Genomic DNA, 14,559 nt, shown 5'->3' with positions numbered 1-14,559 from the left:
GCGGTGTTTTTTTGATTGTTTTTTGCCCGTCGTCCGTGTTGTGCCGTCATTTAATAACCGGTGCGGCTGCGCGGGCAATCGATGACCTGCCAGTCTAAATCGTAGCAGATGAAAAGTTCGTTGCGGTTGGCGCCGATGTAAATATTTTTCAGCTGCGGATTATTCTTTTTCATCCAGGCGAACAGTTCGCTGCGCGATGACAGTTCATAGGTAGGAAATTTTAAGGTGTGGAACAATTCCCGCTGTTTGGCGAAATAATCCTGCGCCCGCTCAAAGGCACAGGCGCCGTGTTTTTCCCACTCGCCCTGCAATAAATTGGCGCTCGGGCTTTCCGGTAAAAACTGTTCGATAATTTCCTGCGGCACTATCGGCAAATCGCCCTGACAGAAACGCGGCTGATCAGAAACCCGGCGCGCGAATTTGTTTTGCGGCCACAAACCGTGAATCACCCAGCCGAACTGCTGGGTTTTGCCGCATTGATATTTCAGGGAATTGGGCAGATTTTCGCCGTATCGTTTGCGCTGAACGTCGCAAAATGCCGGAGACCATGACAGCACGAAGGTATAATAATGGGTCGGCGCTTTATCGTTGCGACCGATGGGATCATGCTGCATGATATAATCGTAATCGCGCTCCACCACGGTGGAAACGGCTTGTTTCTGCTGCGAAAAATAATACCAGCCCGCCAGCAGGAACATAAAAAAGAACACCACAAAAATGGAGAGTTGCATCATTTGTTTTTTATTCATCGGTGATTCACCTTAAATTATTATTTAATTTTTAAGCGGTATTCTTTATAATGCCGCATTTTCTGACTTGACTGGGGGAGATGATGGCGCTGCTGATTACCGACAAATGCACAAATTGCGATATGTGCCTGCCGGAATGCCCGAACGAGGCGATTTCTGTCGGCGATGCGATCTATGTCATCGACCCGAATCTGTGTACCGAATGTGTCGGGCATTACGATACGCCGACCTGCCAGAAAGTCTGCCCGATAACCAACTGTATTAAAACCGATCCCGCCCATACGGAAACGGAAGCCCAGCTGTGGGAGCGCTTTGTGCTGATTCATCATCCCGAGAAGCTGTGAGGTGGTTATTCCGCCCATTTCGCCAGTACGATGCCTGCGACCACCGCGACGTTCAGCCCGCTTTTGAGCGGATTGGTGCGCGATAAATTCAGAATTTCCTCTTTTTTTACCAGATTTTCCACCGCACTTTCACTCAGCAGGAACGCCACTTTATCGGCGAAGGATAATGCGGCGGCGGCTTTGCCCTGTTTGCCGCTGCTCGGGCAGATAATCTGATAGCCCGCCTGACGCAGCTGACTTAAGGCGCTTTCCGTGCTGTCGGCCTGTATCGGGTGAATATATTCCATCCCGCCTTCGGCGACACGCACGGCGGATGCCGCATTAAGGGCGTCCGGTTCTGCCGTGATGAGGGATTTTACCCCGTAAAATGCACAGCTGCGGATAACGGCGCCGAGATTATGCGCATTGCCGATACCATCCAGCAGCACAACGCAGTCTTTCCGACGCGGCAGGCTCAGATAGCCGGTCAGCGTGAACGGGCGTTTTTTCTTCACCAGCATACAGATCCCGCCGTGATGTTCGGTGCCGCTGACCCGCTCCAGTTCGCGGCTGTCCACAACGTGATAGACTTTTTTGTTGGCGGCAAGATAGCTGAACAGCTCACCGACGCGGTGCGCCAGCTCAACGGTGGCCCACACCCGCACAATGGTTTCCGGCCGCTCGGCAAACAGCGCCAGACAGGCATTCTCGCCGTACAGCTTCATTTCTTCGGCGCGGTTTTTCTTGATTTTTTCCGGCGCACGCGGCGATAACGGGCCGGTTTTTTTCTCATCACCGGGAGCGGCGCTGCGTTTTAGCGTCACGCTGACATTGCCGGTACCGCGCGCATTGCCCAGTTGCGTTTCGGTAATCTGCGGCGTATGGCGCGCTTTATCCCGCGGCATATCGCCGCTCGCGCGAAAAGCCGTTTTATCGCGCTTAAACGCCGGTTTGTCGGTTTTGCGCGCCGGTTCAAAGTGCGGTCGGTTTTGTGCCGGTTTTTTGGCGGCCGGTGTGCGTTGGTTGAAACGGGATGAATTGTCAGCGGGCTGAAAGGTCGGTTTTTTTGCGTTCATAATGACTTGCCGGTAATAAGAGTAAAACAGCGATAAAGTGAGTAATAAACAAGCGCACTTTTCGAGAAATTGTGAGCATTATAACGAAAAAAAACCTTTTTTCTAGCCACTGCGGCGGTAAATATTGTAGACTAGCCAACTAATTTCTCGTCGCGTCAATTATAGAGAACGATATATGTTGATAAATAAAACCAAACGAGCAATCCAGCATCTTGAGCGCCTGCCCGCTTTACCGCTGCGGGCGGAGCAGGTCGAGTTTATTGATAGCCCCGCGGCCTTTAAAACGCAACTTGTTGAGCTGATCCGTCGGGCAAAATCCCGCATTTATATTACCGCACTTTATTGGCAGAACGATGAGGCGGGACAACAGATTTTAGATGAGATTTACCGCGCCAGACAGGATAACCCCGAGCTGGAGGTGAAAATTTTCGTCGATTGGCACCGCGCACAGCGCAATCTGCTCGGCGCGGAAAAAACGGCCACCAACGCCGACTGGTATTGCGATGCGCGCGCCAAATACCAGCTGCCCGATGATCCGAATATGTTTTTCGGCGTGCCGATTAATACGCGCGAAGTGTTCGGCGTGCTGCATATTAAAGGGTTTGTATTTGACGATACCGTGCTTTACAGCGGCGCTAGCATTAATAACGTCTATCTTGCCCAGCATGAAAAATATCGCTACGACCGCTATCATAAAATCCGCAATCAGGCGCTGGCCGATACCTTGGTCGGTTTTATTAAAGGTTATCTGCAAGATCCCGGTGCGGTGTCGCCGCTGGATGTGAACACCCGCCCGCAGACCAAAGAAATTCGCCAGAATATCCGCCTGTTCCGCAAAAATCTGGCCAGCGACGCTCAGTATCACTTGCCCGCGTCCGTCACGCTGCACGACAGCCTGACGGTTTGTCCGCTATTCGGGCTGGGCGCAGGAAATAATATTCTCAACCGTACCATTGAAGCGTTATTTCAGCTGGTGCAGGACAAACTGGTGATTTGTACGCCGTATTTCAACCTGCCGCGTTCGCTGCGCTATAACATTCACCGCTTACTGGAAAAAGGCAAACGGATCGAAATTATTGTCGGTGATAAGGTGGCGAACGATTTTTATATTCCGCCCGACGAACCGTTCAAAATGGCCGGTGCGCTGCCGTATTTATATGAAAGCAACCTGCGCCGTTTCAGTAAAAAATTCGAGCGTTTCATCACGCAGGGACAACTGGTTATCCGCACTTGGAAAGACGGCGAGAATACCTATCATCTGAAAGGTTTGTGGGTGGACGATCAGGCGATGTTGCTGACCGGCAATAACCTGAATCCGCGTGCCTGGCGGCTGGATGCGGAAAACGGGTTATTTATTCATGATCCGCAACGGGAGCTGCGCGCGCAGACAGAAAAGGAGCTGGACGACATTCGCCGCTACACAACCGTGCTGAAACATTATTCCGAACTGGAAGATCTGGATACTTACCCGCAGCCGGTGCAGAAACTGCTGCGCAAATTCGCACGCCTGAAAGCCGACAAACTGGTGAAAATGATTTTATAAATCGATAACAAAAACCACGCCTCAGCGTGGTTTTTAATTAGCCGAAGATTTTCTTACCGAAGAAAAACAGCGTTAAGCCGCAGGCGATAACGACAAAACCGATAATCTGCCAAAGCTGAACCGGCCGTGCGGGCATTCCGATTAACCCGAAGTGATCGATAATCGCGGCGGCAACCAGCTGACCGACAATAATGAAAAACAGCATGTTGGTAACCCCCATTTTAGGGGCGAGGAAAATGGTAGTAAAAACCACCAGCGCCCCTAACGGCCCGCCGATCAGCTTCCACAGCGGCTGTTTCGGCACCTGTTGCAGGGCGCCGAGCAGATCGGTTTTCCAGGTGCAAATCAGTAATAATACCAATGTGCCGGTGGCAAATGAGATCAGCGCGGCGACCGCCGGCTGACCGGTAAGCGCGCCGGCCAGCTGCGAATTGATTGCCGCCTGCGTGGCTAAAGCGACGCCGGCACACAGTGCGATTAACACGAACGATAACAGCATGAAAATATCCTTAAGCGGAAAAGGGGTAAAACTGTGAGAAATTCTACCGCACTTTTCGCGTTGCGAATATGGGTTTAGTGCAATTTCAGCGACGGACGCAATAACCGGTTGATGCGACCGACCAGTACGATAAGCCCGGTGCGGAAACAACCGTGCAATGCCGCCTGATGCATGCGGTATAAGGACAGATACATCATCCGCGCGATTTTCCCTTCGATAAACATCGAGCCTTTAGTCAGATTGCCCATCAGATTCCCCACCGTAGCGAAGCGTGAGAACGACACCAAAGAACCGTGATCGCTGAATACAAAAGGCTTCAGCGGTTTATCGGCAAGCTGTGCCAGAATATTTTTACCGCAGGCCGCCGCCATTTGATGCGCCGCCTGCGCGCGCGGCGGCACCGGTTTCCCGTCGGCCTGCATTAACGCGGCACAGTCACCGATCACATAAACATCGTCGTCCACCGTTGTCTGCAAGGTCGGTTTGACCTCGATCTGATTGATGCGGTTGGTGGAAAATCCGAAGGTTTTGGTCATTTCGGCGGCTTTGACACCGGCCGCCCAGACCATAAGATCCGCATTTATGCGCTCGCCGTCTTTGGTGATGAGCCCGTTTGGCTCCGCCTGCACCACCGCCGTGTTGGTGCGCACATCCACGCCGAGGGCGCGCAGTTCTTTTTCTGCTGCGGCGGAAATGCGCTCCGATAAGGCCGGCAGAAGACGCGGTCCGGCTTCCAGTAAGGTGACTTTCAGACTGGTATTGCTCAGTTTGCCGAAACCGTAATGGTGCAGGTGTTTCGCGGCATTATATAACTCGGCGGACAGCTCGATACCGGTGGCGCCGCCGCCGACAATGGCGATCTGAACGTCTTTTTCATCATTATTGGCAAATTTGAGAAACAGCTCCATCATGCGGTGATGGAAGAGCTTGGCCTGCTCCGAACTGTCTAAAAAGATGCAGTGCTGCGCCACGCCCGGCGTGCCGAAATCATTGGATTTACTGCCGATAGCCAGCACTAAAATGTCATAAGCGATAGTGCGTTCGGCAACCAGCAATTCGTTTTGACTGTTGTAAATCGGCGCCAGAGTGATATTTTTATGCGCGCGATCGACGGCGGTCAGCGCGCCCTGGCGGAATTCAAAATAATGATTTTTAGCATGTGCGCGATAGCTGAGCGCGTCAATATCGTCGTCCAGCGAACCGGTCGCCACCTCGTGCAGCAGCGGTTTCCACAGATGGGTGCTGTTTTTGTCGATTAACATCACGCGCGCATTTTGTTTGCGGCCTAATTTGTCGCCAAGAGCGGTGGCCAGTTCTAATCCGCCGGCACCGCCGCCGACGATAACGATTGTTTTCATAAACTACTTTCCTATAAAATTGATTAAGATCAAAACCGCCAGAATTGTAGTCGTTTGTGCGGGAATGTCCAGCATCTTTTATCCGGCGTGCGGGTAATATGTTAAAAGCGGTAAAAAAAGTGCGGTGAAAAATCCGTGATTTTTGCACCGCACTTGTAGGGTTAACGGCTGATCGTATCAGTCCATTGGAACAGTTCGTCCAAATCGTAATCGCCGGCGTGCGGCACGGCCCATGGCGTAGCGTAATCCACCCGTTTACCCGCCATCGTCAGTTTGATCGCCAGAATGGCGCTGATCGCATGAGAAGTATCGCGATCAGCGGTGCCGGCGCGGATCCGCCAGTGCGCGGCGGCGTGCGGGTTGTCGATATAATTCATGGCGTTCATCAGTTTGATGATTTGGGCATCCGCCATGCCGCCCGATAGGCTGGAATGCTGCTGTGAATAAGCGGTAAAGTGTTGATTATTCACAGTTTGTGTGCCGAACAGATTGTTTTCGCCGCTGCTGAGATCAAGGGCGTCGAAAGCCGGCGGCGATTTCATCCGCTTTTGCGAATGAACATAACCGTGCCAGTCGATCGCGGCGACACCGTCCCGGTTCAGGCTGACCCAGGATTGGTCGGATAAATCCGTTCCCGCTTGGTAGGCTTTATCCGCGGCACGGCGAATCACCTCTTTCATATAGTCTTTAAAGGTGCCGTTGCCCTGCGCATCCAGCGTCAGCGGTGTGCCGCGTTCGTCTTTCAGTTGCAGGCTGTTCAAGTAAGCGGGAAATGCGGCTTTTAACTGATCGGAGACGGCGATTTGTTGCGCGTTTAACTCGCCTTCCAGCATCGGCATCGGTTTGCTGCGGTCGTTATAGCCGGCGGCGTTTAATTTGCTCATATCCATGCGGCTGTATTGGTTCAGCCCGTTGAATTCCCATTCGTAAGCGCTGTCGGCGTGTTCCAGATTGGTGATCGGACAGTAAGCGGAGACGGCGAAAATCCGATCGCTGGCCTCGGCGGCGCCGAGGGTTTGGAAATAAGCGGCATAATCCGCGCTGTCGCCGCTGGCGCCCAGTAAGGCGGATAAGGCTCCGCCGGCGCTGGTGCCGTTGGAAATGATTTTATTCGCATCGCCCGGTATGCGGGCATCGTTGAAATGCAAATAACGCACTGCGGCTTTCAGATCCACAATCGCCGCCGGCGCTTTACCGGTATAACGACCGTTTTGCTCCAGCGTGCGGCCGCGGGCGCCGACACTTGCCACCACATAACCTTTGGCAAGTGCGGTCATAATCGCGTTCGGTTTATCGTCGCTTCCGAATCCCTTGTCGTTGTAAGCGGCGGCTTTCGCCGGCATGTAGCCGCCCACCGCATTCGGTAGGAAAATCGGCGCGCTTTGTGCGTTAAAGCCGTTAATTGTGCCGTTATTGAAATAGGCTTCCGGCACATACAGATTCAGGCTCTGATAATCGGGTTCGAGCGGCCGGCGGACATAAACGATATTTTCAAAGGCGCGGAATTTCACCAGTTTGCCGTTGACGCTGACTTCCAGCGCGCGGTAATGTTCGCCGTTGAAGTTTAATTGATAGCCGTCCGCCGTTTGGTTGAAATACGGCGTTTGCGCCGCTGAGTCTGGTTTTGCCGTCGGCAGCGCATTGCCCGTTACGGCGACGGTGGCGCCCATTATCAGGGCGCTTAAGGTAGTGAATCGCATAGGTACTCCGAATAAAGTGAATTTACCTGTAGTTTGACCAAGGCGGAGGGCGATAAGTTTCGTTATAGCGTGAAATATATTGAGATTATCTTACCCATTCCACCACCTCTTCAAGCGACCGGCGGGTTTTCTCGCGCGGTTGATGGAGGCGGTAGCCGAATGCCGCCATGACGCTCAGTTTATATTGCTGCGGGTTGTATAATCCCTGTTGCGCCAGTAAATCGTTCATCTGTTCCAGCGGAAAGCCTTCAATCGGCGTGCTGTCAATGCCGATCATGGCGGCGGCGGTCAGCATATTGGCCAGCGCGATGTAGCTTTGGCGGCAGGCCCATTCGTAGAAAGCGGTGGGATTTTGCGTGAGTTTGAAATCCTGTTCGCTGAACCGGCGGTAAAATGTCTGGCGCTGGCGCAGTGCGTCTTCAGGGATGTGATGAATATCGCGCATAATATGCTGCACATATTCGCCGTCGGCCAGCAATTCGGCGGGCTGACGAACCAGAATCAGCAGAAAATGGCTGCAATCCATGACTTTATCTTTGGCGCCCCAGGCATTATCGCGGATAAGCTCACGGATTTCCGGTTTCTCAATCACTAGAAATTTCCACGGTTCAAAGCCGAAAGAGCTGGGCGACAGGCGACCGGTTTCCAAAATAAAACGAAAATCCTCCGCACTGATCTTTTTATGCGGATCGTATTGTTTGCAGGCGTGACGGAAATGATAGGCGTCCAGAATCTGTTGTTTGCTGATGGTCATAATGCGTTCTCCTTGCGGGTTGACTTTAGGGGGTATTATGCGGAAATTTTATGCGTAACGCACATTGTGTTTGCGGATATGATATATCGTTTTCACTGATACGGGGTAAAAAGCGGTGAAAAAAATACCGCACTTATAAAAAGTGCGGTACGATTTTAAACGTTTTTTAGCTTCGGATTACAGGAATAAATTGGCGAATAGTAAGCCGAATGCCAGACTGAACGCCATGCTCAGCAGACCCGGTATCATAAAGCTGTGGTTAAAGATATATTTCCCGATACGGGTTGTGCCGGTGGTATCGAAGTCGATAGAGGCGATGATCGGGCCGTAGTTCGGAATAAAGAAATAACCGTTTACCGCCACGAATACCCCGATTAAAATCGGCGCCGGAATGCCCAGTGCGATACCGACCGGGAATAAGGTCGCTACGGTCGCGCCCTGACTGTTCACCAGCACGGAAAGCAGGAATAAGGCGAAAGCGAAAGTCCAAGGTGCGGTTTCTACCAGCGCTTTCACGCTTTCTTTCACTTCCACCATATGCGCCTGCATTAATGTGTCGCCCAGCCAGGCGATACCGAAGATCGCGATAACCGCACGCATACCGGCATGGAACACCGAACCTTGGGTAATGGCGTTGCCGTTCGGTTTGCAGATGAGAATAATCAGCGCGCCGACGGTCAGCATCACGATTTCAATGGTATGCGCCATTCCCATCGGTTTGCCGTCAAAGTTCGGACGCAAGGACGGGAACGCCCCCATAATCACCACCAACAGCGCCCCGATTAAGAATAAAGTGACGGAGGTTTTCGCCGTTTTGCTGATTTCGATTTCGGCCACATTGGTTTTGGCCTGATTTTCCTTGATATATTCCGGATCCTGTAGCAGGCGCTGATAATCCGGATCGTCTTTTAATTCTTTACCCATTTTATTGACGAAGATACAAGCCACGCCGATCCCTAAAACCGTCGCCGGCATGGTGACTTTCAGCACATCGCCCAAGTGGATGCCCTGCGGTTCAAGATAGGCCACCACGGCGACCACCGCCGCAGCGATCGGGCTGGCGACGATAGCGAACTGGGAAGCGATAACCGCCATCGACAGCGGACGCTCAGGGCGAATGCCGTTATGCCGGCTGACTTCCGCGATCACCGGCAGCACGGAATAAGCTACGTGTCCGGTACCGGCCAATACGGTGAACGTCCAAGTAACCGCCGGTGCCATAAAGGTAATATATTTCGGATTTTTGCGCAGAATGTTGGTGGCGATTTTGATCATGTAATCCAGACCGCCGGCGGCCTGCATCGCCGCAGCGGCGGACACCACCGCCATAATCATTAACATAACGTCAATCGGCAGGCCGGCCGGTTGCAGACCGAAACCGAAAGACAGGATAGCAAGACCGACACCGCCCATCACCCCCAAACCGATACCGCCGATACGGGCACCGATCAGGATACAGATTAGCACGATGGCGAATTGAAGAAAAAACATGGTTGACCCCTATTTTAAACATATACGGAAAAGCATTCCCGCCATAAGCCGAACGGGAATTCACCTCGCGGCGGAAAGTGCGTTGTCATCGATTGTTCCTTTCTCCCGCAATTGCACGCTACTATAGCAACAAACTTGGCTTATCTCTATAATATAGATCAATTAAATTGCAATAGTTTCTTTGAAAGATGAAGAAACTGCGGTTATACTTAAGCCCTTATTTTTAAACTTAAACATTGAATTTAAATATTGAGAACGACATGCAAGAATTTCTCCCTATGGCGACGGATTTCGCTAAAAATCATAGCTTAATGGTTATCGCGTGGATTGCCGTATTTATTATGGTGGTTTATACCCTGACAAAATCCGTCACCACCAAAGTGAAAGTGATCGGCAATGCGCAGGCCGTCAGCCTGATAAATAACGAAGATGCGGTGGTGATTGATTTGCGGACGATTGATGAATTTGAACGCGGTCATATCGTCAATAGTATCAACCTGCTGCCCAGCGAAATTAAAAATCAGAATGTGGGCAAAATCGAACAGCATAAAGATCATGCGGTGATTCTGACCTGCGCAACCGGAATGTCTGCCGGCGCTTCGGCCGAATTGTTATCAAAACAAGGCTTCAGCCGGGTTTATACCTTAAAAGACGGTATCGGCGGCTGGCGTTCCGAGAATCTCCCTTTAGTAAAGAAAAACAAATAATCAAGAAGGATTGAATAATGACTGAGCAAAATCAAGAGGTCGCGGCAAACGAAGAACAAAACACGCAGGCCGTATTGCAGATTCAACGTATTTATGTGAAAGACGTTTCCTTTGAAGCGCCGAATTTACCGCATATTTTTCAGCAGGAATGGAAACCGAAACTAGGTTTTGACTTAAGCAGCGAAACCACCCAGTTAGGCGACGATTTATATGAAGTCTGCCTCAATATTTCCGTCGAAACCACCTTGGAAGACAGCGGCGATGTCGCCTTTATCTGTGAAGTGAAACAGGCGGGCGTGTTTACCGTCAGCGGACTGGAAGATATGCAGCTGGCCCATTGCCTGACCTCGCAATGTCCGAACATGCTGTTCCCTTATGCGCGCGAACTGGTGTCCAATCTGGTTAACCGCGGCACCTTCCCGGCACTGAACCTTTCCCCGGTGAATTTCGATGCGCTGTTTATGGATTATTTACAACGTCAGCAAGAACAGCAGGAACAGTCTGGTAACCAGGAAGTGCATTAACCCGGCGAAACAGCCTGTTAAAAGAGGCGGATGCCTTATCCGCCTTTGATTGTTTTTCCGTTCTTGTCAAATTTCGCCATTTCCGGAGTATAAATGATGAATACGACAATATCCGCTTCACCTATCACCGTCATCGGCGCCGGTTCTTACGGCAGTGCACTGGCAATTACCTTTTCCCGCAACGGTTATCCGACGTATCTGTGGGGGCATGATCCCGAACACATGCGCCGGCTGGCGACGGAGCGCTGCAATCAGGCGTTTCTGCCCGATGTGCGTTTTCCCGACGCGTTGCGGATTGAAGCCGATTTAGCCGCGGCGATAGCAAAATCGCGCGATGTGTTAATTGTCGTGCCCAGCCATGTATTCGGCGAAGTTATTGCCAAAATTAAACCGCACTTACGCCCGGACAGCCGTATCGTGTGGGCGACCAAAGGGCTGGAGCGCGACAGCGGGCGCCTGTTGCAGGACGTCATTGAAGATACGCTCGGCAAAGATTATCCGCTGGCGGTATTATCCGGCCCGACTTTTGCCAAAGAGCTGGCGGCGGGAATGCCGACCGCAATTGCGCTGGCGTCGAATAATCAGCAATTCGCCCTTGAATTTCAGGCGCGTATTCATTGCAGTAAACATTTCCGGGTGTATATTAATCACGATATGATCGGCGTTCAGCTCGGCGGCGCAATTAAAAATGTGATTGCCATCAGTGCCGGCATGTCTGACGGCATGGGCTTCGGCGCCAATGCCCGCACGGCGTTAATCACGCGCGGTATTGCCGAAATCAGTCGTTTGGGCGTTGCGCTGGGCGCCAATCCGAACACCTTTATGGGCATGTCGGGATTAGGTGATCTGGTGCTGACCTGTACCGACAATCAATCCCGCAACCGCCGTTTCGGTTTAATGCTGGGACAGGGCATTGATGCGCAGGCGGCAATGGCGCAAATCGGTCAGGTGGTGGAAGGCTTTTATAATACGAAAGAGGCCTATTTACTCGCTCAGCGGCAGGGCGTGGAAATGCCGATTACCGAACAGGTGTATCAGGTGCTGTTTTGCGGTAAGAACGCACAGGAAGTGGCCATGAGCTTACTTGGACGTGAACGAAAAGTGGAATAAGGAAAAATATATGTCGGTAGAATTGTGGGCTCTGATCCGTCAGGAAGCCAAAGAACAGGTCGAATGCGAGCCGATGCTGGCGAGTTTTTTTCATTCGACCATTTTAAAGCATCATAATCTGGGCAGCGCGCTGAGTTATATTCTGGCGAATAAACTGGCCAATCCGATTATGCCGGCCATTGCGCTGCGTGAAATCGTGGAAGAGGCCTATCAGTCGCAGCCGAGTATTATCGAAAGTGCGGCCTGTGATATCCGCGCGGTGCGCCAGCGTGACCCGGCGGTGGAACTATGGACTACGCCGTTGCTGTATTTAAAAGGCTTTCATGCCTTACAAAGCTATCGCATCACCCATTATCTGTGGCAGTGCGGGCGCAAAGCGCTGGCCATTTATTTACAGAATCAGATTTCCGTCGCCTTTGATGTGGATATTCACCCGGCGGCCAAAATCGGTCACGGCATTATGTTCGACCACGCCACCGGCATTGTGGTCGGCGAAACCTCGGTGATTGAAAACGATGTCTCCATTTTGCAGGGCGTCACCCTCGGCGGGACGGGCAAAGAATCCGGCGATCGTCACCCGAAAGTGCGCGAAGGCGTAATGATCGGCGCCGGCGCCAAGATTCTGGGGAATATCGAAGTCGGGCGTTATGCCAAAATCGGTGCCAATTCCGTGGTGCTGCAACCGGTGCCGGAATATACCACAGTAGCGGGCGTGCCGTCGAAAACCGTGGGCAAGGATAAAGGCGCCAAACCGGCGTTCGATATGAATCAGTATTTTATCGACGATGCGATTAATTTAAACATTTAGCCTCAGGCTTTTTCGGAGCAATCTTATGATCAACAAAGATACCCAATTGTGCATGTCCTTATCCGGCCGGCCGGGCAATACCGGCACTTATTTTCATAACTATCTGTATCAGAAACTCGGTCTGAATTTCGTGTATAAAGCCTTTAGCACGCAGGATATCGAACATGCGGTAAAAGGCGTGCGCGCATTGGGGATCCGCGGCTGCGCGGTGTCCATGCCGTTTAAGGAAAGCAGCATGCCCTTTGTGGATGAAATTGATTCCTCCGCGCAGGCGATCGAATCGGTCAATACCATTGTTAATGATAACGGCTATCTGAAAGCCTACAATACGGACTATATCGCTATCGTCAAACTGATTGAAAAATACCGGCTGGATAAACAGGCCGCTGTGATTGTGCAGGGCAGCGGCGGTATGGCGAAAGCGGTGGTGGCGGCATTTAAACATGCCGGTTTCGACAAACTGACGGTGGTGGCCCGCAACGCGCAGACCGGCGCTTATCTGGCGCAATTGTACGGTTATGCGTATTCGCACAGTCTGGCGGGGCAAGAGGCGGATATTCTGGTTAACGTCACGCCGATTGGCATGCAAGGCGGCAAGGAAGCGTTTGATTTAGCTTTCCCGCAGGCGATGATTGCCGGCGCGCAAACCGTTTTTGATGTGGTGGCGATGCCGGCGGAAACACCGTTGATCAATGCGGCGCGCGAGCAGGGTAAACAGGTGATTTCCGGAGCGGAAGTGATGACCTTACAGGCCGTGGAACAATTCGTGTTATATACCCACCAACGCCCGGATGAGGCGCTAATCGCCGAAGCGGCGGCCTTTTCCCGTTCTCATCGCTAAGCGTCATTATTTGCAAACCTGAGTGCTGCCGGACGCGGTTTTCGGCAGCACGGTTTCCCCCGTTTTTGTTGATAGGACATCAACGTTGATATAACATTCACCGCCGCATTATACGAAAACTTATTAAAAACTCACCGCACTTTTTAGCGGGATTTATCCCATCGCGGTAGCGTTAAGGCGGACATCCTGCTAAAATCCGCCGTTCGTTTGATAAAATTTCCCTGCGGGTTCTTTGCCCGGCACAAAGAATGCCGGCGGGCGCGCAGGCTTGCCGCATCACAATCCGGAGCCGGCCGCCGTTGTCGTGCCGCACATTGCAACAGTGAAGAAAATCATTATGAATAACACTTTATCCTTATTTGAACCGCTTCTCCATTCCGACAATATGGCCATTTTGCTCAAAATGGTGATCGCCATGGTGCTGGGCGGAATTATCGGCCTTGAGCGCGAACTGAAACACAAACCGGTGGGAGTGAAAACCTGCGTGATTATTGCGGTGACCACCTGCGTGCTGACCATTGTATCGATTAAATCGGCGGAGCATTATGCGCAGGTATCGGAAAATATCCGCACCGATCCGATGCGTCTGGCGGCACAGGTGATTAGCGGAATCGGTTTTCTCGGCGCCGGGGTGATTCTGCGCAAAAGCAATGACGCCATTTCCGGGCTGACCACCGCGGCGATTATCTGGGCGGCGGCCGGTATCGGTATCGCCACCGGCGCGGGCTTTTTCTTTGATGCCGTGATCGCCACCGTGATGATTCTGCTGGCGGTACGTCTGGGGCCGAAAGTACAACAGCTGGTCAGCCGCAGTAAACGCAAAAACCGCAGAACGAAAATCAATATCTTATTAAACACCGCCACCGCAATCGGCAAAGTGACCAATATTTTGATCGACAATCATTATCGTCTCGACAACCTGACGGTCAAAGATCAGCAAAACGGCGAGGTTAAACTGATTATCAAATGTCTGATTACCGACAAAGCCATGTTGCAGGGCGTGTATTTACTGCTGAAGGATGAGCCGGAAGTGGTGAGTATCGATTTACAGCATTAAGATCCGCGGCGGTGCGGCT

General features: G+C 51.9%; 15 protein-coding genes. 8 read left to right on the top strand and 7 right to left on the bottom strand.

Going from position 1 to position 14,559, the window contains the following annotated elements; all coding sequences use genetic code 11:
• Positions 1–50: 50 nt before the first annotated feature.
• Positions 51–749: a ribonuclease T2 family protein gene (locus ACESOH_RS03155; RefSeq protein WP_373099620.1), complete on the bottom strand. Its 699-nt coding sequence runs from the start codon at positions 747–749 to the stop codon at positions 51–53.
• 83 nt (positions 750–832) lie between these two features.
• On the opposite strand from ACESOH_RS03155, the gene ACESOH_RS03150 reads away from it, so the two are divergent.
• Entirely contained in the window at positions 833–1,093 is a 261-nt protein-coding gene (locus ACESOH_RS03150; RefSeq protein WP_032093246.1) for a YfhL family 4Fe-4S dicluster ferredoxin, read from the top strand.
• A gap of 5 nt (positions 1,094–1,098) precedes the next feature.
• On the opposite strand, the gene ACESOH_RS03145 is transcribed toward ACESOH_RS03150, so the two are convergent.
• Positions 1,099–2,148 carry a TrmH family RNA methyltransferase gene (locus ACESOH_RS03145; RefSeq protein WP_373099618.1) on the bottom strand — a complete coding sequence of 350 codons (1,050 nt, stop codon included), beginning with the start codon at positions 2,146–2,148 and terminating at the stop codon, positions 1,099–1,101.
• 175 nt (positions 2,149–2,323) lie between these two features.
• Here ACESOH_RS03145 and pssA point away from each other — a divergent pair, with 175 nt between their 5' ends.
• Complete coding sequence (gene pssA / locus ACESOH_RS03140; protein ID WP_373099616.1) at positions 2,324–3,691, top strand: CDP-diacylglycerol--serine O-phosphatidyltransferase; 1,368 nt, start codon at positions 2,324–2,326, stop codon at positions 3,689–3,691.
• A gap of 37 nt (positions 3,692–3,728) precedes the next feature.
• Here the strand turns inward: pssA and ACESOH_RS03135 are convergent, their stop codons facing one another.
• The 5 genes from ACESOH_RS03135 to ACESOH_RS03115 form a co-directional block, all read right to left on the bottom strand.
• Positions 3,729–4,190, bottom strand: a complete 462-nt coding sequence (locus tag ACESOH_RS03135) for a DMT family transporter (RefSeq protein ID WP_373099614.1) — start codon at positions 4,188–4,190, stop codon at positions 3,729–3,731.
• A 74-nt stretch (positions 4,191–4,264) separates the two neighbouring features.
• Positions 4,265–5,548 carry an NAD(P)/FAD-dependent oxidoreductase gene (locus tag ACESOH_RS03130; RefSeq protein ID WP_373099612.1) on the bottom strand — a complete coding sequence of 428 codons (1,284 nt, stop codon included), beginning with the start codon at positions 5,546–5,548 and terminating at the stop codon, positions 4,265–4,267.
• A gap of 161 nt (positions 5,549–5,709) precedes the next feature.
• Positions 5,710–7,218 carry a subtype B tannase gene (locus ACESOH_RS03125; RefSeq protein WP_373099878.1) on the bottom strand — a complete coding sequence of 503 codons (1,509 nt, stop codon included), beginning with the start codon at positions 7,216–7,218 and terminating at the stop codon, positions 5,710–5,712.
• Positions 7,219–7,333: 115 nt separating this feature from the next.
• Positions 7,334–8,002 carry an NAD(P)H-dependent oxidoreductase gene (locus tag ACESOH_RS03120; RefSeq protein ID WP_373099610.1) on the bottom strand — a complete coding sequence of 223 codons (669 nt, stop codon included), beginning with the start codon at positions 8,000–8,002 and terminating at the stop codon, positions 7,334–7,336.
• Positions 8,003–8,179: 177 nt separating this feature from the next.
• Positions 8,180–9,493: an anaerobic C4-dicarboxylate transporter gene (locus ACESOH_RS03115; protein ID WP_032093253.1), complete on the bottom strand. Its 1,314-nt coding sequence runs from the start codon at positions 9,491–9,493 to the stop codon at positions 8,180–8,182.
• A 260-nt stretch (positions 9,494–9,753) separates the two neighbouring features.
• Between ACESOH_RS03115 and ACESOH_RS03110 the strand changes: the two genes are divergently transcribed.
• From ACESOH_RS03110 to ACESOH_RS03085, 6 genes are all read left to right on the top strand, one after another.
• Positions 9,754–10,200, top strand: a complete 447-nt coding sequence (locus ACESOH_RS03110) for a rhodanese-like domain-containing protein (RefSeq protein WP_032093254.1) — start codon at positions 9,754–9,756, stop codon at positions 10,198–10,200.
• Between the two features lie 17 nt (positions 10,201–10,217).
• On the top strand, positions 10,218–10,724 hold the full coding sequence (secB, locus tag ACESOH_RS03105) for a protein-export chaperone SecB (RefSeq protein ID WP_032093255.1): 507 nt from the start codon (positions 10,218–10,220) through the stop codon (positions 10,722–10,724).
• Positions 10,725–10,820: 96 nt separating this feature from the next.
• Positions 10,821–11,834 (top strand): NAD(P)H-dependent glycerol-3-phosphate dehydrogenase, encoded by a 1,014-nt coding sequence (gene gpsA / locus ACESOH_RS03100; RefSeq protein ID WP_032093346.1) that lies wholly within the window; start codon positions 10,821–10,823, stop codon positions 11,832–11,834.
• A gap of 10 nt (positions 11,835–11,844) precedes the next feature.
• Positions 11,845–12,642: a serine O-acetyltransferase gene (cysE, locus tag ACESOH_RS03095; RefSeq protein ID WP_032093256.1), complete on the top strand. Its 798-nt coding sequence runs from the start codon at positions 11,845–11,847 to the stop codon at positions 12,640–12,642.
• 25 nt (positions 12,643–12,667) lie between these two features.
• Positions 12,668–13,483: a shikimate 5-dehydrogenase gene (locus ACESOH_RS03090; protein ID WP_373099607.1), complete on the top strand. Its 816-nt coding sequence runs from the start codon at positions 12,668–12,670 to the stop codon at positions 13,481–13,483.
• Positions 13,484–13,820: 337 nt separating this feature from the next.
• Positions 13,821–14,540, top strand: a complete 720-nt coding sequence (locus ACESOH_RS03085; RefSeq protein ID WP_373099877.1) for an MgtC/SapB family protein — start codon at positions 13,821–13,823, stop codon at positions 14,538–14,540.
• The last annotated feature ends 19 nt before the right edge of the window (positions 14,541–14,559 follow it).

Origin of the sequence: Necropsobacter rosorum (assembly GCF_964241405.1) — a bacterium.
Lineage (GTDB): Bacteria > Pseudomonadota > Gammaproteobacteria > Enterobacterales > Pasteurellaceae > Necropsobacter > Necropsobacter rosorum.
This window is presented reverse-complemented; position numbering and strand designations above follow the sequence as displayed.

What these genes read in the sequence shown, in the direction of transcription:
- ACESOH_RS03150 (WP_032093246.1), top strand. Translation starts at nt 833, where the DNA reads ATGGCGCTGCTGATTACCGACAAATGCACAAATTGCGATATGTGCCTG.
- ACESOH_RS03120 (WP_373099610.1), bottom strand. Translation starts at nt 8,002, where the DNA reads ATGACCATCAGCAAACAACAGATTCTGGACGCCTATCATTTCCGTCAC.
- ACESOH_RS03115 (WP_032093253.1), bottom strand. Translation starts at nt 9,493, where the DNA reads ATGTTTTTTCTTCAATTCGCCATCGTGCTAATCTGTATCCTGATCGGT.
- ACESOH_RS03085 (WP_373099877.1), top strand. Translation starts at nt 13,821, where the DNA reads ATGAATAACACTTTATCCTTATTTGAACCGCTTCTCCATTCCGACAAT.
- ACESOH_RS03135 (WP_373099614.1), bottom strand. Translation starts at nt 4,190, where the DNA reads ATGCTGTTATCGTTCGTGTTAATCGCACTGTGTGCCGGCGTCGCTTTA.
- cysE (WP_032093256.1), top strand. Translation starts at nt 11,845, where the DNA reads ATGTCGGTAGAATTGTGGGCTCTGATCCGTCAGGAAGCCAAAGAACAG.
- ACESOH_RS03125 (WP_373099878.1), bottom strand. Translation starts at nt 7,218, where the DNA reads ATGGGCGCCACCGTCGCCGTAACGGGCAATGCGCTGCCGACGGCAAAA.
- secB (WP_032093255.1), top strand. Translation starts at nt 10,218, where the DNA reads ATGACTGAGCAAAATCAAGAGGTCGCGGCAAACGAAGAACAAAACACG.
- gpsA (WP_032093346.1), top strand. Translation starts at nt 10,821, where the DNA reads ATGAATACGACAATATCCGCTTCACCTATCACCGTCATCGGCGCCGGT.
- ACESOH_RS03110 (WP_032093254.1), top strand. Translation starts at nt 9,754, where the DNA reads ATGCAAGAATTTCTCCCTATGGCGACGGATTTCGCTAAAAATCATAGC.
- ACESOH_RS03155 (WP_373099620.1), bottom strand. Translation starts at nt 749, where the DNA reads ATGAATAAAAAACAAATGATGCAACTCTCCATTTTTGTGGTGTTCTTT.
- ACESOH_RS03090 (WP_373099607.1), top strand. Translation starts at nt 12,668, where the DNA reads ATGATCAACAAAGATACCCAATTGTGCATGTCCTTATCCGGCCGGCCG.
- pssA (WP_373099616.1), top strand. Translation starts at nt 2,324, where the DNA reads ATGTTGATAAATAAAACCAAACGAGCAATCCAGCATCTTGAGCGCCTG.
- ACESOH_RS03145 (WP_373099618.1), bottom strand. Translation starts at nt 2,148, where the DNA reads ATGAACGCAAAAAAACCGACCTTTCAGCCCGCTGACAATTCATCCCGT.
- ACESOH_RS03130 (WP_373099612.1), bottom strand. Translation starts at nt 5,548, where the DNA reads ATGAAAACAATCGTTATCGTCGGCGGCGGTGCCGGCGGATTAGAACTG.